Source organism: Arsenophonus endosymbiont of Crataerina pallida (genome assembly GCF_964020125.1).
Lineage (GTDB): Bacteria > Pseudomonadota > Gammaproteobacteria > Enterobacterales > Enterobacteriaceae > Arsenophonus > Arsenophonus nilaparvatae.
The window spans coordinates 3,378,592-3,397,465 of record NZ_OZ026540.1 but is presented as its reverse complement, the minus strand read 5'-3'; the positions used below and the strand labels follow the sequence as shown (position 1 = coordinate 3,397,465).

The 18,874-nt window shown below is 36.7% G+C and carries 17 protein-coding genes and 1 pseudogene; 14 read left to right on the top strand and 4 right to left on the bottom strand.

Annotation, left to right across the window (positions count from 1 at the left end):
* The first annotated feature begins 13 nt into the window (after nucleotides 1-13).
* Genes AACL31_RS18035 through AACL31_RS18015 form a run of 5 tightly spaced genes read left to right on the top strand, consistent with a single transcriptional unit; the run spans nucleotide 14 to nucleotide 4,032 of the window.
* Nucleotides 14-367, top strand: coding sequence for a hypothetical protein (locus tag AACL31_RS18035; RefSeq protein WP_339053480.1), 354 nt, complete (start codon nucleotides 14-16; stop codon nucleotides 365-367).
* Nucleotides 367-1,557 (top strand): baseplate J/gp47 family protein, encoded by a 1,191-nt coding sequence (locus AACL31_RS18030; RefSeq protein ID WP_339053371.1) that lies wholly within the window; start codon nucleotides 367-369, stop codon nucleotides 1,555-1,557. Before AACL31_RS18035 ends, AACL31_RS18030 begins: the two co-directional genes overlap by 1 nt.
* Nucleotides 1,554-2,207: a DUF2612 domain-containing protein gene (locus AACL31_RS18025; RefSeq protein ID WP_339053479.1), complete on the top strand. Its 654-nt coding sequence runs from the start codon at nucleotides 1,554-1,556 to the stop codon at nucleotides 2,205-2,207. Before AACL31_RS18030 ends, AACL31_RS18025 begins: the two co-directional genes overlap by 4 nt.
* A gap of 8 nt (nucleotides 2,208-2,215) precedes the next feature.
* Nucleotides 2,216-3,412 carry a phage tail protein gene (locus AACL31_RS18020; protein ID WP_339053478.1) on the top strand — a complete coding sequence of 399 codons (1,197 nt, stop codon included), beginning with the start codon at nucleotides 2,216-2,218 and terminating at the stop codon, nucleotides 3,410-3,412.
* Nucleotides 3,412-4,032, top strand: coding sequence for a tail fiber assembly protein (locus tag AACL31_RS18015; protein ID WP_339053477.1), 621 nt, complete (start codon nucleotides 3,412-3,414; stop codon nucleotides 4,030-4,032). The genes AACL31_RS18020 and AACL31_RS18015 overlap by 1 nt, the downstream gene beginning before the upstream one ends.
* 311 nt (nucleotides 4,033-4,343) lie before the next feature.
* Here AACL31_RS18015 and AACL31_RS18010 read toward each other — a convergent pair whose 3' ends face one another.
* Nucleotides 4,344-4,460, bottom strand: coding sequence for an IclR family transcriptional regulator domain-containing protein (locus AACL31_RS18010; RefSeq protein ID WP_339054032.1), 117 nt, complete (start codon nucleotides 4,458-4,460; stop codon nucleotides 4,344-4,346).
* Nucleotides 4,461-5,066: 606 nt separating this feature from the next.
* On the opposite strand from AACL31_RS18010, the gene AACL31_RS18005 reads away from it, so the two are divergent.
* The 4 genes from AACL31_RS18005 to AACL31_RS17990 all read left to right on the top strand — a co-directional run bounded on the left by AACL31_RS18005 (nucleotide 5,067) and on the right by AACL31_RS17990 (nucleotide 9,168).
* On the top strand, nucleotides 5,067-5,957 hold the full coding sequence (locus AACL31_RS18005) for a hypothetical protein (protein WP_310511944.1): 891 nt from the start codon (nucleotides 5,067-5,069) through the stop codon (nucleotides 5,955-5,957).
* A gap of 288 nt (nucleotides 5,958-6,245) precedes the next feature.
* Nucleotides 6,246-7,094 (top strand): hypothetical protein, encoded by an 849-nt coding sequence (locus tag AACL31_RS18000; RefSeq protein ID WP_310511945.1) that lies wholly within the window; start codon nucleotides 6,246-6,248, stop codon nucleotides 7,092-7,094.
* 643 nt (nucleotides 7,095-7,737) lie between these two features.
* Complete coding sequence (locus tag AACL31_RS17995) at nucleotides 7,738-8,931, top strand: tetratricopeptide repeat protein (RefSeq protein WP_310511946.1); 1,194 nt, start codon at nucleotides 7,738-7,740, stop codon at nucleotides 8,929-8,931.
* A gap of 18 nt (nucleotides 8,932-8,949) precedes the next feature.
* Nucleotides 8,950-9,168, top strand: a complete 219-nt coding sequence (locus AACL31_RS17990; RefSeq protein WP_310511947.1) for an SEL1-like repeat protein — start codon at nucleotides 8,950-8,952, stop codon at nucleotides 9,166-9,168.
* 74 nt (nucleotides 9,169-9,242) lie between these two features.
* Here AACL31_RS17990 and lysC read toward each other — a convergent pair whose 3' ends face one another.
* Nucleotides 9,243-10,622, bottom strand: coding sequence for a lysine-sensitive aspartokinase 3 (lysC, locus tag AACL31_RS17985; protein WP_310511948.1), 1,380 nt, complete (start codon nucleotides 10,620-10,622; stop codon nucleotides 9,243-9,245).
* 267 nt (nucleotides 10,623-10,889) lie between these two features.
* Between lysC and pgi the strand changes: the two genes are divergently transcribed.
* The 3 genes and pseudogenes from pgi to ubiA all read left to right on the top strand — a co-directional run bounded on the left by pgi (nucleotide 10,890) and on the right by ubiA (nucleotide 14,172).
* The gene (gene pgi / locus AACL31_RS17980; RefSeq protein WP_310511949.1) at nucleotides 10,890-12,539 is read left to right on the top strand and encodes a glucose-6-phosphate isomerase; all 1,650 of its coding nucleotides are present in this window, start codon (nucleotides 10,890-10,892) and stop codon (nucleotides 12,537-12,539) included.
* 212 nt (nucleotides 12,540-12,751) lie between these two features.
* A pseudogene (ubiC, locus tag AACL31_RS17975) lies at nucleotides 12,752-13,283 on the top strand (chorismate lyase).
* A gap of 70 nt (nucleotides 13,284-13,353) precedes the next feature.
* Nucleotides 13,354-14,172 carry a 4-hydroxybenzoate octaprenyltransferase gene (gene ubiA / locus AACL31_RS17970; RefSeq protein WP_422389289.1) on the top strand — a complete coding sequence of 273 codons (819 nt, stop codon included), beginning with the start codon at nucleotides 13,354-13,356 and terminating at the stop codon, nucleotides 14,170-14,172.
* 96 nt (nucleotides 14,173-14,268) lie between these two features.
* Here ubiA and plsB read toward each other — a convergent pair whose 3' ends face one another.
* Complete coding sequence (gene plsB, locus AACL31_RS17965; protein WP_310511950.1) at nucleotides 14,269-16,719, bottom strand: glycerol-3-phosphate 1-O-acyltransferase PlsB; 2,451 nt, start codon at nucleotides 16,717-16,719, stop codon at nucleotides 14,269-14,271.
* Between the two features lie 123 nt (nucleotides 16,720-16,842).
* Here plsB and AACL31_RS17960 point away from each other — a divergent pair, with 123 nt between their 5' ends.
* Together AACL31_RS17960 and lexA are read left to right on the top strand one after the other, a co-directional pair.
* A complete protein-coding gene (locus tag AACL31_RS17960) occupies nucleotides 16,843-17,217 on the top strand; it encodes a diacylglycerol kinase (RefSeq protein WP_290608249.1) in 375 nt (124 codons plus the stop codon).
* Nucleotides 17,218-17,318: 101 nt separating this feature from the next.
* Nucleotides 17,319-17,933 (top strand): transcriptional repressor LexA, encoded by a 615-nt coding sequence (gene lexA, locus AACL31_RS17955; RefSeq protein WP_032116446.1) that lies wholly within the window; start codon nucleotides 17,319-17,321, stop codon nucleotides 17,931-17,933.
* 203 nt (nucleotides 17,934-18,136) lie between these two features.
* Here the strand turns inward: lexA and zur are convergent, their stop codons facing one another.
* Complete coding sequence (gene zur, locus AACL31_RS17950) at nucleotides 18,137-18,607, bottom strand: zinc uptake transcriptional repressor Zur (RefSeq protein WP_032116445.1); 471 nt, start codon at nucleotides 18,605-18,607, stop codon at nucleotides 18,137-18,139.
* Between the last annotated feature and the right edge of the window lie 267 nt (nucleotides 18,608-18,874).

Sequence of the window (18,874 nt, the reverse complement as noted above, 5' to 3'; positions counted from 1 at the left end):
AAGGACTCTATTGATGCGTTATCGACGAGAAACGACTAAAGGCGACTACAGCTTTGGTCAAGGGGATAACACGTTTTTAACCAACACCCCTGATGCCGTCGCCCTTGCAATTAAAACCCGCTTGTCCCTCTGGCAGGGGCAATGGTTTTTAGACCGTGAAGAAGGTACGCCTTGGTTGCAATCGGTATTGGGTAAGCCTTATCGGGAGGCTTACGGTATGACCCTCAAACAGCGCATACTGGACACGCAGGGTGTAACCACATTAACCGATTTCAATGTCAATCAAAATTCAACGACGCGAAAACTGACTATCAGCACAAAAGTACAAACCCAATACGGCGAAACTTCTTTTACCCACGAGGCATAATGTTAAATCTTGATACGTTAGCGTTGTCAGCGAAAGTGACTGACGATGGCATCAGTGCGCCGGATTATCAGACGATACTGATGCGATTAACCGATTTTTTTCATGAAATTTATGGGCAGGATGCGTATTTAACGCCGGATAGCAAAGACGGCCAGATGATAGCCATTTACGCACTCGCTATCCACGATGCCAATAATGCGCTTATCGCCACCTACAACAGTTTTAGCCCGAGTACCAGTACAGGGGCTGCACTTTCAAATAATGTCGCCATTAACGGCATTTCCCGTCATGCATCGGGGTACTCGAATGTGGATGTCGTATTAACGGGGCAAGTGGGTACGGTGATAAAAAATGGCCGTGTGCGCGATAAAAACGGCAATATCTGGCGGTTACCGAAAACGGTTACGCTCGATACGCACGGTGAAGCGACGGTGACAGCGGTTTGTCTGGTTGCCGGAAGTGTTACCGCATTGACCGGTGAAATTAACGAGATAGCCACACCCACGCGAGGCTGGCAAACGGTGAGCAATCCAAAATCCGCAACACAAGGCAGGCCGATTGAAACGGATAATCAGTTACGGGAACGGCAGCGAAAATCGGTCTCACTCCCTTCACGCACGGTACTGGAAGGTATACAGGGCGCGATTAGTCTCATATCAGGGGTGACGAGACAACGCGGTTTTGAAAATGACACCAGTAAAACGGATAAAACCGGTATTTCTCCGCATTCCATTGCGATGATAGTCGATGGTGGCGATGTCACCACGATTGCCAACGCAATCGCACAAAAGAAAACCCCAGGTGCAGGCACGTATGGTGATACCGCCGTGACAGTAAAAGACCGTTACGATATGCCAATTACGATTCGCTTTTCCCGGCCTAAAACGGTTGAGGTACACGTTGAAATTGACTTAACGGCGTTTTTAGGATTTACCACCTTAACCGGTGATAAAATCCGACGTAAAGTTGCAGACTATATTAACCAGCAACTCATTGGCGACAATCTGTATCTGACCCGTCTTTACTCCCCGGCAAATCTGCCCGCTGATGAAGAAGGGAAAACGTTTGATATTACGTCGTTAAAGATTGGTCGAACACCAGAAAGCGTGAAAGAAGAAAATTTAGTCGTTGCCTTCAACGAAGCAGTCAGTTGTCGTGAGAATAACATCAAACTGGTGGTGACCTCATGAGAGATTACACCGAGTACATTACCCCACAACATCGTCAAGCAGAAAAGTTTACGCAACATATTGAGTTAATGACGCGCGCGCTAAGTGATATTTCAGCTTTGGCCTCACAGCTTAATGCCTTTTTCAGTATTGATACGGCAACGGGTAAACAACTGGATGCCATGGGTGAATGGATAGGCTTATCACGTTTTGTCAAAATGCCGATAAAAGGGGTCTATTTTTCACTGGATACCGAAAAGGTGGGCTTTGACCAAGGGAGCTGGAAACGGCGCTTTGATGCTGATAGTGGTTTTACTGAGCTTGATGACGAAACCTACCGCTTCATATTAAGAGCAAAAATCCGCGCAAATCACTGGGATGGCACAAGCGAGATGCTCTCAGAAATTTATCAGGGCGTAATCCCTGATGAAACAGTAAAAATCTTTTTTATCGACAATCAGAATATGTCGATGGATGTGTATCTAACCGGTGGCGTCATACCGGAAGTGACAAAAGCCGTTATCAAACAGGGATATCTCAATATCAAGCCAGAAGGCGTAAGACTTAACGCCTACACCGGTTCCGAAGGGGATAACGGTATTTTGGGGTTTGATGTCAATAATCGTTACATCGACGGCTTTGACGTCGGTAGCTGGTCAGTAAAATTATAGGAATAATCATGGCAAAAAATGAAATTTTACCGTTTGGTATAGCCGACGGGGCTAACGTATTGCCGGCAGATGAGTATCAGAAACTCCCTGCGCGTAATAACGGCTTTAGTGCTGGTGTCGCTCGCTCACAGGAGCTAAACACCGTCTGGCGACAGGCATCGGTGATAGCGCATGTCATCGCGCAATTCATCGCTGAAACCAATAACAGTGATGTACTGGACGATGGCAACGTTGATAAACTGAAAGCCGGACTCATCAGTGCCTTATCAAAAAACGTTAACAACACGGTGCCAACTGCCACAAAAACAGTAGCAGGTATAACGAAACTCAGTAGCGCCACTGACAGCAATGACGAAACGCTAGCAGCCACACCTAAAGCGGTTAAAATTGCTTATGACTTGGCGAAAACGGTGAGTATTGATGAAGTCAATAAAAAACTCGATAAAGCAAGCGTCTTGCAAACAACGGGGAATTCGACCGATAAAGTGCTGAGCCAAAAAGCCTGTGACGATAATTATGCTAAGAAAAGTTCAGAAGAAGCTCTCAAAGTTGGAAGACTGAACATTGAATCACCAACGGGTGATACGGTTTTCAATTTAGGTGGCACTAATGGTTCTAGCGGTGCTGAGTTTGCTTACGTCAGAAATTCAAAAAGAACCCAGGTTCACGATACAAACACAAAAACAACGGTTTTGTTTCCGCAAAAATCCGGTGAACTTGCTTTAACGTCTGATGTGGACGCGATTAACAATTATCCGGTCGGCGCGCCCATTCCCTGGCCCCAGGCGACACCCCCTAACGGTTATTTTGTCTGCGATGGCAATAACTTCGATAAAGCCAAGTATCCCCAATTAGCATTAGCTTACCCTTCTGGGAAATTGCCCATTTTGTACGGTGAATTTATTCGCGGGCTGGATTTAGGCATAGGAGTTGACCCAGGCAGAACAGTATTAAGTAATCAAGGTGATGCTATTCGAAATATCACCGGACGCATTGGGTATGCCAGACATGGCGGAACCGAACCACCGATTGCAGGGGGTGATGGCGCATTCCGAAAAGACAGCAATCACAACAGTAATATCGGTAATGGACGAAATGACGATTGGGGCAGCGTCATGTCTTTTAATGCTTCGCGGGTCGTTCCTACCGCAAACGAAAACCGACCGCGAAATGTCGCATTTTTATACATCGTGAGGGCTGCATAATGAAATACAGTGTAGACATAAAAACCACCGAAATCGGTGAAAACGGTTTCGCGAAAAACCGAGGCTGGATAAAAACGTTTATTTGCATGAAGGACGCACCCCATGAATATATCGGTGCAACAATGGAATTTTTGCATGATGGTCTCAGCGTGGGAGAATGTTCTTATACGGATGCGCCAGAAATACCGAACAATGACGAAATCGCCATTATCCGGAGTCTTGATGGTAAACAGTGGCTATATGTTCCTGACCACCGAGGCAAGACGGTATACGATACCAATAATCGTGCTTCCTATCCCGTTGATTATCTCGGCGTGATAAAAACCGGCTTCACCTTGTTAGCACCGGTAACGAAATTCGATAAATGGGATGGCAAAAAATGGGTAACGGATAATCAGGCGATGAAAGCAGACCAAATCAACACCGCAAATCAGACAAAATTACATTTAATCGACGAAGCGCAAACAAAAATTACCTTGCTTGAGCGTAAAGTGCGATTAGGGATGGCCACCAATAGCGAGAAAACCGCGCTACGGGCTTGGGAAATGTACAGCGTAAAACTCAATGATATTGATACCGCCACCGCACCCGAGATTGACTGGCCTAAGAAGCCCGAATAACAAATTAGCCCCATTTCAGGGGCATGATATTAGCAGCGTTGGAGGAAGTTGTTAACTATTAGTTGTTGGTTGAGTGTAAGTGGCTTTGTGAGAGATTGCGGTTTTGTTTTTGGTATTATGGCAAAGATAACACGGGGGTATGAAAAATAATTTGTACATGACTGTGTATATAAAAATAAATTAAGATACATATTTTTTAATTAACCTTTTGACTAATATAATTTATTTTATCTAACTTATTATTTTCAATATTAATTAATTTCTAGCTATTTAATAAATTTTTAATGAATAGCACCATATTCACGACTGATCTATTTTGCTGCTTGTAAAATAGTGCTACCTAATTTGTTAATGCGATTATTTGTAATACGAGAACTAGGGATTGAGATGGAAATTGCAGCGAAAACTTCTTGGTATTCATCATAAATGCAGGCACCAATACAACGTAATCCTAATGCATGTTACTGATTATCATATGAAAATACTTTTGTCTGGATATCGCTAAAATTTCCTTCTAGGGCTGAAGGTGACGTCAGTGTATAAGGTGTATAGGTGGGTAAACTTTGCTTGTGTAGGTTAGCGGTTTTAATTTTGTTTTTCTTATTATTTATTGCCGTTTTTTTCATCTTATCAGCTCTCAAAATTGGAATAAATTTCTATTTATTATGAACGAAATAGCAATAAATTCTCATCGGAGGAGTTGATTGTTTTTGTTAGTTAAAAAATATTTTACGGTATCATCGCTATTAGAATCTTCTATTTTTTAGTCAAGCATAATTATTATTGAATACTAATCTGTTAATGATTTTTAAATGGATTTATTAATGATATTAATTGGTTATTAAGTGAAGTATTTATTTCTACAATATAATCATCTTATTAAAGCCATTTTAATTTTATAAATTAATAAAAGTAAAATAGATTATTGGATAATCGTTTTCTGGTATTATTCATATTTTAATAATTTATTATTCTCAATAAGGAAAATATGATGTGCTTTTAATTTATTGAAATAAATTTCTAAGAAGATCTAAATGTGGAATATAAGTATCATTAATGGTATTGAAAGTTTTTTTAATTTTACAGTTAATTCGACAAATAAGGCAGAACAACCTACAACAGCAAATAAATTTGATAAATTATCTATAGCCATGGAAAAATGGAGTGATCCGTCTGATAAAGGTGAAATAGAACAACATTTACAAACTTTGTTCCGTCATCAATCTATTGATAATACTGAATCAGTTTATGCTAAGCTGTCAGCATTTATTCGGCTTGCTAGCTTGGCAGGTGAACCACACCGGAATGATTTTAAAATACAAATGGTTCCTTATTCGGATATATCAAGCGCGCATTCCCATTTCGGTTTTAGTAAAATCGATATATTAGTTAACGGTATATTGGATAAGGTATCTATCTGGTTTGGTGATCCGATGAATGAGTTATTTTATGCAATGAAAGTGCCTTTAACAAATTCTTCTGAATATTTGGCTGGAGAAAGTAGTATGTCAATAAAAGAGATCAATGCTTTTATGCAGAATGACTTGGCACTGGTTATAGATGATAATGGTCCGTACGGGTTTAGTCTACAAGGTGTAGATGACAAGAATCAAAATCGTTTAGATATCGCTAACTTTTCTTTAGAGGTGAGAGAGAAATTGGCAGAAAATAAGCAGTTCCTACAATCTTTTATTATGGCAAAAATGAAATGTTTTGATTATTTTTCTGCTACAGCTTCATCTTTATCATTAATTTTTTCTGAACTTGCTGGTCATAATTCTCTTGAGACGGCTAAAAATTTGAAACAGGAATTTGATAAAATTAGAGAAAATACCGAACAAACCTTATTTAATTTATTTAATCAAAAGAATATAGATACAGAAAATATTATTGAGCATTGTAATACTCTAATGAAGAAAATATAGTGCTTTTATTGATGATATATAAAATGTTTTGATAAAAAAGAGTATTCATTAATGAATACTCTTTTTGTTTATATTTTTAGTTATTGAATATAGTAGTATCCCATGTACCATGTGAATTTATTTTTATTTAAAATGAATTAATGCAAAATGGTAATTAATAAAATGTTTATTAGTATGAGATTTTTTTAAATTTGGTTTTTAAATATAAATATTATTTTATTCATATCGATAAAATAGTTAACTCGGGTACTTTTATTTACATTGATAATCATTTTTAAGGATATATTAATGGGGCTTATTGATGATTGTTTTAGACGCCATTGTAATATTCAACAAGCATATACAGATAAAACCAAGCAAGTTGTAACAACTGACTTTGATAAATTATCACAAGCAATGAATCAGTGGGGGGTGCCTTCTAATAAAAGTGAAATAGAAAAGCAATTACAAATTTTATCTGAGCTATATATTGATAATATTCCTAAAATAGCTTATGGTAAAATTTTGGCCTTTATCCGACTTGCAGAACTTGCTGGTGAAAAATATCGATATGATTTTAATATAGAGGTAGTTAAGGAATATAATAATCAAGTAAAGTTGTTGATAGAAAATATATTTAGTCAGAGTTTTACTATTTTTGATGATCTGATGACAGAATTACATAATGCGTTAAAGATACCTTTAATGAATGGTGCTCAATATTTAGATATTGATAGTAATATAGATGAAAAGCAGCTTATTAAATTTATAAAAGATAATGTTAAGTTAACAATTAATAAGGAAGAAAAAAGAGGGTTTAATATTGCTGGTGTTACAAAAGGTAATCAGGAACGTTTAGATATAAGTGACTTTCCTTTAGAGATTCTTGATATATTAGCTAATAATAGTCAATTATTGCAAACTTTTATTATGGCTAAGATGAAATGTTTTGATTATTTTATAGGGGTTTCTACACATTTGATGCCAATTACCCTGGCGTTATCAATTGATGCTAAAGGGGAAATAATAGCTAAGAGTTTAAAAAAACAATTTGATGACGAAAAGAATAGTATTGAAAAAAAATTATTTGAACTTTTAAAAGAGAGCCCAAAGGCATTTGCTGACTATTGCAATCATATTATGAATAAAAATGTATGACCATAAATTTATTTTCACCCTCTTTAAAAAGAGGGGTTTTATATTTTTGTTGTAATAAATTAGTTTCAATATTTTGATAACTGTATTTGGTTTCCTGTTTTTATTAAATTTAATAAAAATACTATTTAAAAAAATAACTTTTATGACATGTAATATTTAATTAATTTTTAATAAAAAAATTAAAATTTCATTATAAAAATATTTAAACATACAATTACAGCTACTAAGATGGCTAGATGTTTTAACTGAAAAAATCTCAAATATGAGCATATAATAAAAATAAAATATTTTGATTATTATTATTACCATTTTTAATGATAATGAATTGCCATCAGTTTTTTGATTTCTAATTTGATTGCATAATGTCTTAATTATTTAGAAAATTAAACAATTTTAATAAGCGGAAAGAAAAATTTTTTATTGAGTTAGTCGATTTTATCAGTAAAATAATTTAGTAAATTTAGCTATGGTAGTGAATATAAGTAAATAAGGGATGTGAAGATGAATAAAATTTATTTAATACAATTGTATTGGGTATGATATTGTTTTAAAAATGTAAAAATATTATTAACATTCTCTGTTTTATAATATAGTTTTCTTCCTCGTGTTTTGGGTTCAAGTTAATATTTGGATAGTGGATTAAATGAAAAAAAAATTATTTATAACTTGGTTGATATTATTGAATTTTCCAATGGCAAAGAGTGATGTCTTGCCACAAATTGACATGAATATAGCAAATAATACGCAATCGGTTGAACAAGAAAAAAACGATTCGTTTAGCCAACAATTAAAAAAAGCATCTCAAGGTGAGATGAATGCCATAATGCATGTTGCGATAACTTATCTTTATGGCTCAAAAGATATACAAGAAGACATTGGGAAAGCCAATTTTTGGTTTGAAAAAGCGATTGTAAAAGGCAATAGCGATGCCTTTTATTATATGGGCGTGATTAATCAAAGAAAAAAAGATTATAAAGCTGCGGTAACCTGGTTGCAGCGTGGCGCAAACAAAGGTGATCCTTACGCTCAATCTGGTTTGGGTTATATGTATAGCGTTGGGTTAGGGGTTGATAAAGACTATAAACAAGCGAAAAATTGGTATGAAAAAGCCGCTTTGCAGCAGGATGCTTATGCTCAGTTTGTTTTGGGATATTTATACCAGAATGGGTTTGGTGTTAATCAAGACTATCAGAAAGCAAGAGAGTGGTATGAGAAAAGTGCTGATTTAGGTGATTTAGGCGCATTGAATAATTTAGCGCAGATTTATGAGAAAGGTTATGGCGTTAAGAAAAATCCGGCTTATGCCATTGAATTGTATCGGCGCGCAGCATATAACGGTGATGCTATTGCTCAATATAATATGGGATTTATTTATGATGATGGTAAATATTTAGAGAAAAATAATTATCAGGCTTTTTATTGGTACAAACGAGCCGCAGAGCAAGGACATGTTGATGCACAGTATCGTCTTGCCGAATTTTATCAACATGGCTATGGAGTTGAGCAGAATGCTATTATAGCCAGGCAGTGGTATGAGGTATTAGCGGATGCTGGCTATGCTGATGCAAGTATGAAAGTTGCTTATTATTATGAAAAAGGCATCGGTATAAAAAAAGATCTTACTAAGGCTGCGGAATTGTATCGGATCATGGCAAATAGAGGTGAAGCTGAAGCGCAATACCGACTGGCGAAACTCTATTTGGCTGGTCAAGGTATTAATAAGCAACCTAAAAAAGCATTTAGCTTAATGCAGAAAGCCGCGCAGAAAATACAACAAGCAAAAAACCAGTTGGGACTTTTTTATTTATATGGCATAGGCACTGAAAAAAATCCATAAAAAGCTAGTGAACTGTTTTTGTCTGCGGCTTATAAACAAGAAACCGATGCACAAAATAATTTAGCGGTATTATATGCCACAGGCGAGGGTATAAAGAAAAATATTTTTCGTGCCATTATGTGGTTTGCAACTGCGGCAAAACTTAATAATAGTCTTGCGAAAGAAAATCTTACACGATTACAAACCAGCTTGGTTGTGAAGCCGACAGATTTGAAATTATCAAAAAAATATGACTAAAACTTTGCATTGGTAAAAATAAGTCTCACCGCGTCATTTAGCATTAGTCATTTTAAGCGGTAATGATATTTCGGTTATTCAAAAAGATTTTTATGCAGTATTTGGATAATCGTTTCAGCTTCTTTATCAGAGACCAGTAGACAAATATTATGACTACTGGCTCCGTAACATATCATACGGATATTATGAGTTGCTAGCGCGCTAAAAATGTGACTTCCCAGACCATCTATTTGCGATAAGTTATTACCAATAATGGCAACTAGTGCTAACTCCTCCTCAACATCTACACGACATAATTTGGCTAATTCTGTCATTAAAGTGTCAGTTAATAGGTTTCCTTTGGTAGTGGTAGAGCCGGTTGTATCCAAGGTTAAAGCAATGCTAACTTCGGATGTAGTAATGAGATCGACAGAAATATGATGTTGAGATAATAGTGTGAATACCTCAGCAAGAAATCCGCGAGCGTGAAGCATATTTAGACTATGCAAAGTGAGAAGCGTCTGTTTTCGCCTTATGGTCAGCGCTCGAAATTGAGGTAATTTCTTGGTGCTGGCGCAGATATAGGTGCCACTCTTTTCTGGTATTTGGCTTGAGCCAACAAATACGGGAATGCCTGCTCGAATAGCGGGTAACAATGTTGCTGGATGTAAGATTTTAGCGCCGAATACAGCCATTTCTGCGGCTTCATTAAAAGTGATAGCGCTAATCGATTTGGCACTAGCAACAATACGAGGATCGGTCGTATAGATACCGGCAACATCTGTCCAGATATCAACCTGGTCAAAGGATAACGCTTCAGCAATCAGCGCAGCGGTGTAATCGCTACCTCCTCGCCCCAATGTTGTTGTGCGACCGGCTTCATCCTGACCAATAAAACCTTGAGTTACAATCAGTTTTTCTTGCAGTTTAGGTAGTAGATATTTATTAGCTAGTCGCTTTAATTGTTGCTGATTGGGTTCGGCTTTACCAAATTTATCATTGGTCTGCATAATATTACGAACATCAAACCAGGTTGCGATCACCCCTCGTTGTCGTAGGATTTCAACAAATAAGTAGCTTGACATTAGTTCACCATAACTGACAATTTCATCAATTTGTGGTGCGGTAAGGGGTTGTTGGGTCGTGATTGCGGATAAAGAAGTAAGTCTTGCCAGTAAGTGATCAATTATTGGTTGAATGCTAAAAGGGTTGTCTAGACAATTGATTATCGTGTATTGGTGCTGACGAATTTGTTTTAATAGCGCCTTACGTCTATTGTCATTACACGTCTCAGTAAGTTTGATCAGCAGATTGGTAATGCCTGATGAAGCTGAAAGCACAACAATTCGCACATTTTTATTAGCAATAACGATATCCGCGCTTTTATACATGGTCTCAAAATTAGCGACACTGGTGCCACCAAATTTGGCAATATGAAATTTTTTATTTGCAGAGGCGGTAGAAACTGCACTCATAATACTATCTCCATGTATTTGAAAGGCGAACAATTAATCTACCATTATCGAGTTATTGTCTGAAGGTCAATTTATTTTTAGCGAAATCAATAACTTTTATAATTACCAAAAAATTATCAATTTTATCAATATTCGAACAATTGAGCAGATACGATTAAATTGACCAGCGGAAGGCATTAAAAGAAGTTAAATTGGTGGGGAGAATGAGTTACTATCCAATCATTGGTAGTTGTAAATCTGAGTTGAAGAAAGATAGAGAGTATTTCAATGGAAAACATTAATCCAAGTCTAACAGCAGCATGGCACGAATTAGAACAACATTATCAATCAGTAAAAGATATCCATCTGCGTGATCTTTTTGCTAATGATGCTGATCGTTTTGCTAATTTTTCACTCACTTTTAATGAACAGATCTTGGTTGATTTTTCTAAAAATCGAATAACTGAAAATACCTTGCTTAAATTACTAGATTTAGCAAAAGAGACAAAGCTAAGCGCCGCAATTAACAGCATGTTTTCTGGAGAGAAAATTAATAGAACAGAAGATAGAGCTGTTTTGCATATTGCTTTACGTAATCGTAGTAATAGCCCGATAAAGCTTGATGGTGTTGATATTATGCCACAAGTTAATGCTGTGCTAGACAAAATGCGTTGTTTCAGTGAACGAGTCATTAATGGTGATTGGAAAGGTTTTACCGGCCAGGCAATAACAGATGTTGTTAATATTGGTATTGGAGGCTCTGATCTTGGGCCATATATGGTAACCGAAGCACTCAGGCCTTACAAAAACCATTTAAATATGCATTTTGTTTCCAATATAGATGGCAGCCATATTGCTGAAACATTGCAAAAAATTAAACCTAAAACAACATTATTTTTGATTGCCTCTAAAACTTTTACCACCCAGGAGACAATGACTAATGCTCATACAGCCAGAAAATGGTTTTTAGCTGCTGCCGCGGATGAAACACAGATCGCCAAACATTTTGTCGCTTTATCAACCAATGAGCAACAAGTGGCCAAATTTGGCATCGATACACAAAATATGTTCGAATTCTGGGATTGGGTTGGCGGTCGTTATTCATTGTGGTCGGCTATTGGCCTGTCGATTGTTTTATCCATCGGATTTAATAATTTTGAACAATTACTAAGTGGTGCTCATGCAATGGATCAACATTTTGCACAGACACCTTTTGAGCATAATATTCCGGTGATATTGGCGTTAATCGGGATTTGGTATAATAATTTTTTTGCTACTGAGACTGAAGCCATTTTACCTTATGATCAATATTTACATCGATTTGCGGCTTATTTTCAACAAGGCAACATGGAATCAAATGGCAAGTATGTTGATCGTAATGGCGAAAAAGTGAATTATCAAACTGGGCCCATTATTTGGGGTGAACCAGGTACTAATGGTCAGCATGCATTTTATCAATTAATCCATCAGGGTACCAAACTTATCCCTTGTGATTTCATTGCACCAGCGATAAGTCATAATCCATTAAGTGATCACCATAATAAATTAATGTCTAATTTTTTTGCCCAAACAGAAGCGTTAGCATTTGGTAAAAATCGGCTTGAAGTGGACGAAGAATTTAAAGAGGCAGGTCAAGATCCGGCTAAAATGGCCAATGTGGCACTTTATAAAGTTTTCCAAGGTAATCGCCCAACTAACTCTATCCTTGTTAATCAAATTACGCCATATACGCTAGGCGCTTTGATTGCGATGTATGAACACAAGATTTTTGTGCAAGGTGCTATATTGAATATTTTTAGTTTTGACCAATGGGGGGTCGAACTTGGTAAGCAATTAGCTGGTCGCATTCTGCCCGAGCTGGCAACTGAAGATCAAATTAACAGCCATGACACCTCTACCAATGGCTTGATTAATTGTTTTAAAAGCTGGCGACAATAATTTTATCGCCAAAGCTTGTAACAGCAGGTTTTGGTGACAATAAATAACCTGCCAGATAGATCACTTCTTGCTAATATAAAGATTGCAAAATTAATAAAAATTTTGCAATCAGAGATAACTTTTTATATAAATTAGCAGATCCTATCATTCCATTCATTATTAGCATGCTATCTTGTATTTTAAATCTCAAGATAGAGTGAGAGAAGTATTCTATGGGCGTAACTGTAAAGATAAGCCATATCAATCAGTTACTTTTCTGCAATCAACCGATTCATTGGTTTTCGACGCAAGAAGTTACCGTACCGAATCCAATATATAATTGGTTAACCGAATTAGGTTCAATGACTCAGCGTCTTGCGCGTTATTGCCAGCAAGTCACCGTAAAACTGTATCAAGAAGGTTTTATTCTGTTAGATAGTCAGGACGAAGAAGCTAAACTTTTGCCTAATAGTCAACGCTATTGGTTACGTGAAGTGGTGCTTTTGGGCGATGGTTGTCCATGGTTATATGGGCGGACGGTTATTCCAGAAGAGACATTAACTGGCCCTGAAAGTGAGCTAATAAATTTAGGCAGTGTGCCATTGGGAAAATACCTATTTAGTGGAAATAATTTGACTCGTGATTATATTAATCTAGGTATACAGAATAATTGTTTGGTAAGGCGTTCATTGTTAATGATTATCTGCTAAACCTTTATTATTAACAGAACTTTTTTTGCCAGATTCACCTATCTATACAAAATAATAGGGAGATAAATAGATTGGCAGGGCAAACAACGTTGAAATTGAATAAATGGCACGCCTATTTTCGTTTAATGCGAATTGATAAACCGATAGGTATTTTATTATTACTATGGCCTACTTATTGGGCATTATGGTTAGCAAGCCGGAGGTTACCAGATCTTTTTATTTTATTAGTTTTTACTGCGGGTGTTTTTTTGATGCGTGCAGCTGGTTGTGTTATCAATGATTTTGCGGATCGAAAATTTGATGGTTATGTTGCAAGAACCAAGGAACGTCCCCTGCCAAATGGTGATGTAACAGAAAAAGAAGCTAAGACACTATTTTTTTCATTGATCGTCATCGCTTTTATATTAGTGTTGACCTTGAATAAAATGGCAATTTGGTTATCGGTGATTGGGTTGTTATTAGCTTGGATTTATCCATTTATCAAACGATTTAGCCATTTTCCGCAAATTGTATTGGGTGCTGCGTTTGGTTGGTCAATTCCAATGGCATATGCAGCAGTTAGTGAGTCCTTACCTTTAGAATGTTGGTTATTATTTCTGGTTAATATTATTTGGTCTATTGTTTATGATACCCAGTATGCGATGGTTGATCGCAATGATGATATAAAAATTGGTGTAAAATCAACCGCAATTATTTTTGCTCATTTTGATAAATTAATTATTGGCATTTTACAATTAGCTATGGTGCTGGTGTTATTTTATATAGGGCAACTGCTAGATTTGGGTGGGTTTTATTTTGTTAGTTTGATATTGGTATTAGGCTTATTTACCTATCAACAAAAACTAATAGCCAATCGACAACCAATATTATGTTTTAAAGCATTTATGAATAACAATTATGTGGGGTTGGTTTTATTTATTGGCATCTTATTAAATTATTTTTAATTATAAAAAAGGATAATCTCGAATGATTATCCTTTATAATGTTGGTCGATTTTAGTCTAAATCCGTTTTACGTTACTATACTAATATAAAGATGATTTATTTAGGTAATGGCTCTTCAGTAACGTGTTTGACACTTTCAATAGTTAAGCACACTTCAGGAGATATTAATTTAGCGATAATACGATAAAGCCGTTGTGCATTGGCGATGATAATCGCATCTTCTTCTCTATTAATATAACCTTCCTGTTTTAATGTATTTACCAGTGTGGAGAAAACCGCCTTATCAAAGAATTCAGGCGCGTTGATACCATGTAGTACAGATAGACGTTGAGCAAGAATACGGCTCTCTTTTTCTAATATTCCTCGGCTAATTTCAGGTATCGTACTCAGTAGTGAAAGTGTAATCGCATAGCGTTGTAGAGTTTCTTTAATACCAGCAGCTAAAAGCTGAAGAGGGCGAATACGAGCTGGATTGATAGTTACAACACCCTCTACTGTTAATAATATTAGTTGTTGACGCGCCAATTCATTCAGCAGAATATCGATAGATTCAGGTAATTCTTCTATGCTATATCGCATGAATAGTTCTGCTTTTAAGAATGGATAAATGAGTGCAATTTGATCACCAATTTCCTGGCGTTGAACACTTTCATTATGTAATACGATATTGGCTACCAAAGAAGGCAAAACCAACAAATGCATAATATTATTTCGATAATAAGTCATCAATACAGCATTTTCTCGAGGTAATACTACAATATCGCCCATGCTGTCATGCTCGACTTCAAACTTATCCAATTGCAAGGCGTCTTCTAATAGTTGCTCAGCAGTTTTGCTGGGTGTCGTGCTATCATCGCTATAAGGCACATTTCTTAATAGTTGGAGGTAACATTCGATTTGTTCAATTAATTGTTCACGGGTTAATGCACGTTGGCGCGAAGCTAACAAAGCAGTTGAACATAAATTGACTGCATTAGCCGCAGCAGCGTTGTTAATTCTAACCATGATTTTATGAGCTAACCGAGTCACGGTTGAATTTAACCAAGTTGGACGCTGGGGCTGAATAGCATCGATAGATTGACGCCACTCGGGAACATGTTTGTTTAAATATTGAGTTAGTGCAATCGGTTGACCAAAGTTAACATAACCTTGGCCTAGTTTACGCAATTTGCGTAGACCTCTTAACATTGAGAAAAACCCTTCTTTCTCTTTTGCTGCCCCTTTTAGTTCCTTAGCGTAGGTCGCAACTTCTAATACATGTTCATAACCTATGTAGATTGGAACAATGGTAATTGGACGTGAATCACCTCGTAGCATTGCTTGCAGGGTCATCGACAGCGTACCAGTCTTTGGTTCCAGTAGTCGGCCTGTTCGAGAGCGGCCACCTTCAACAAAATATTCAATTGAGTAACCACGCGCAAATAATTCGCTGAGATATTCACGAAATATGGTCGAGTAAAGTTTATTGCCTTTGAAAGAGCGACGAATGAAAAAAGCACCTAAGTGACGAAAAATTGGCCCAGCCGGCCAAAAATTAAGGTTGATACCTGCAGCGATATGAGGCGGAACTAAACCTTGATGATAAAGCACATAAGATAATAATAGATAATCCATGTGACTACGATGAGAAGGAATATAGACAATTTCATGGCCATCTTGTGCTAATTGGCGCACACGTTCGGCGTGTTGCACATTAATTCCTTGATAGAGTCGATTCCATGTCCAACTAAGTACGCGGTCAGTAATGCGGATCGCTTCATAGGAAAAATTAGCGGCAATTTCTTCCATCATGGCAATCGCATTATGTTTTGCCTTCTCAAGGGAGATTTTTTTTGCTTTAGCTTCATCTTCAACTGCTTTTTCTATCGCTTTTGAAGTTAACAGTTTATTGAATAGATCGTGGCGTACAGGGAGTTTGGGGCCAACCGCAGCTAATCGTTGCCGTGAATAGTGAATTCGAGCTACTCGGGCAAGTTTATTGGCGATAATTTTATCAGTACCATATTCGCCAGCCATTTGGCGTAAAGAGACAGTGGGAGAAAAACGAACAAAACTGTCACGTCCTAGCCAGATAACGGCAAAGAATTTTTGGATACCATTCAGTAAACGTAACGGAGGCGCTGGCGAGTGGCCTTCTCGACCAGGCGCTCGACCGAACATTACTGATACGGGTAGCATCTGAATGTTTAGCTCGGGATTATGGCAATGAAGATCAAGATAAGCAGTAAATGTTTTTACTGAATCTTTACGTGGATCTGGCGAATAATAACGAAATACACGCGGGCCATCATCGATAAAGACATAGGCAGGTAATTTAATTTCGTCTATTTCAATCGGATCGAGTGGATCAGGTAAGCCAATAGAACAACATTGTTGCCGTAAGGTCAATAAATCTGTTTTAGAATGATAAGGTAATACATATAGAAAAGGATGTGTCGTATCAAGACGCAATTCTTTAATTGGATCTACTGGTATGAGCTTACTTTTTACCAACAATTTCATTGGTAAATCTAATAGATTATAGTAAATTTTACGCCAAAATGACATAGATGAGCGATAGCCTCTTGTTTGAATCCTACCAAAGCATATCAGAAATAGTAATTAATATCTGTTTAAAAGATAATAATTATATTAAATCCCACATTTATCTAAACCTAGAGAGTAAATTTTATGGCAAATCAAACAACCGGCTTAACCCGAATTATTAAAGCAACGGGTTATTCGCTGAAAGGGTTAAGAGCAGCCTGGAAGAGTGAAGCCGCTTTTAGACAAGAAGCAATTATGGTGGTTATTGCCATTATTGTGGCTTTTTTACTTGATGTGCAATGGATTGAACGGTTATTACTTATTAGCTCAATGGTATTGATAGCTATTGTTGAATTATTAAATAGTGCGATTGAAGCAGTGGTTGATCGAATTGGTACAGAATTGCATGAGCTTTCTGCTAAAGCGAAAGATATCGGCTCGGCGGCGGTTTTTATTTCAATTTGTTTAGCAATTTTTATTTGGTCAGTTGTAATTGGTAATCATTATTTCGTGAGCTAGTTATAAAAAATAGGGTTTTACACATTTATTGGTTTTAAATCTTAATATACCTGTATATACTTACAGTAACAATGTGTGGATGCGAATAAATAGGGGGCGAAATGAAAGAATTAACGTTGAGGCAGCAGCAGGTCTATGATCTAGTGCGTGAACACATTTCGCAAACGGGTATGCCGCCGACACGCGCTGAAATTGCATCAAGTTTAGGTTTTCGTTCACCAAATGCAGCAGAGGAACACTTAAAGGCGTTGGCGCGTAAAGGGGTGATAGAAATTGTTTCTGGCGCGTCTCGCGGTATCCGGCTACTGCAAGAAGAACATGAGGATGAAGGATTACCACTTATTGGTCGGGTGGCGGCAGGAGAACCCTTACTTGCTCAAGAACATATCGAGAGTCATTATCGGATTGATGCTACTATTTTTAGACCTAGTGCTGATTTTTTATTGCGTGTTAATGGCATGTCCATGAAAAATATTGGAATTATTGATGGGGATTTACTTGCTGTACATAAAACCCAGCAGGTACATAATGGACAAATCGTTGTAGCGCGTATTGATGATGAAGTGACGGTTAAACGCTTCAAGCAAGTGGGTAGTAAAGTTGAATTAATTGCTGAAAATCCTGAATTTGAGCCAATTATTGTGGATTTGCGGACACAAACCTTAACTATTGAAGGACTAGCTGTTGGTATTATTCGTAGTAGTAACTCATTTTAGTTAAACTTTTAGCTCTTTTATCTCTAATTAATTTTTTAAGTAAATTCAGCTTAATTTATTGAATATAATATTATTTCCTAGTTTGTTTGATTTTTTGATTGATGGGTATTAAGCAAACTATTTTTAAATTTTTATTGCTTTTTTAATAAAGGCCGGTTGTATGAGCCGCCGGCTTTCATATCACTATTTAAGCCTAATAATGCTTAGCTTTGACACTGTTTTTTCTCAATTTTGTTGCAGGGTAAACATAACCCATGGCTTTCAACAACGGTATGGGACAACTGGAAACCAGTCTGTTTGGCTAATTTTAAAATAGCAGTTTCTACCGCTTGGCCATTACTTTCGGCAACACTACCGCAATTATCACAAATTAGCATAACTGAGGTATGTTTAGGATCCTCAAAATGATGACAAATAACATAGCTATTTGTTGATTCTATCTTGTGTATAAAACCTTGTTCTAAGAGAAACTCCAGGCCACGATAAATAGTCGGTGGTTTAGCTTGAGGTTCAGAAATTCTAAGTAAATCAAGCAAATCATAAGCACTAATAGCACAAGGTTGGGCTGCTATAAGGCGTAATACCTCTTCTCTTTGGGGTGTTAAACGTACATTACGCGCTTGGCATATTTTTTTTGCCTGGGACAGTATTTTTTCCTGATCTTGCTTTGTCATGAATTATCCTAAGGTGAAGATCATTATAATAATGATATTATCATATTTATACTTTTTGATATCTACCATAGTTCTAAAATAAATAATATCTTTTACTATTTTGTAATAATGCTTTTTTATTTCCTATTGCGATAAACTGATACTTAATTGGAAAATGGAATAAATATTGAGTAGAAATTAAGATTATTAATTTTGATTATCTAGTGAATTAATATAAGTTATTTCTATTTAAATTAAGGGTTATAAAATGGATAACAAATTTTACTT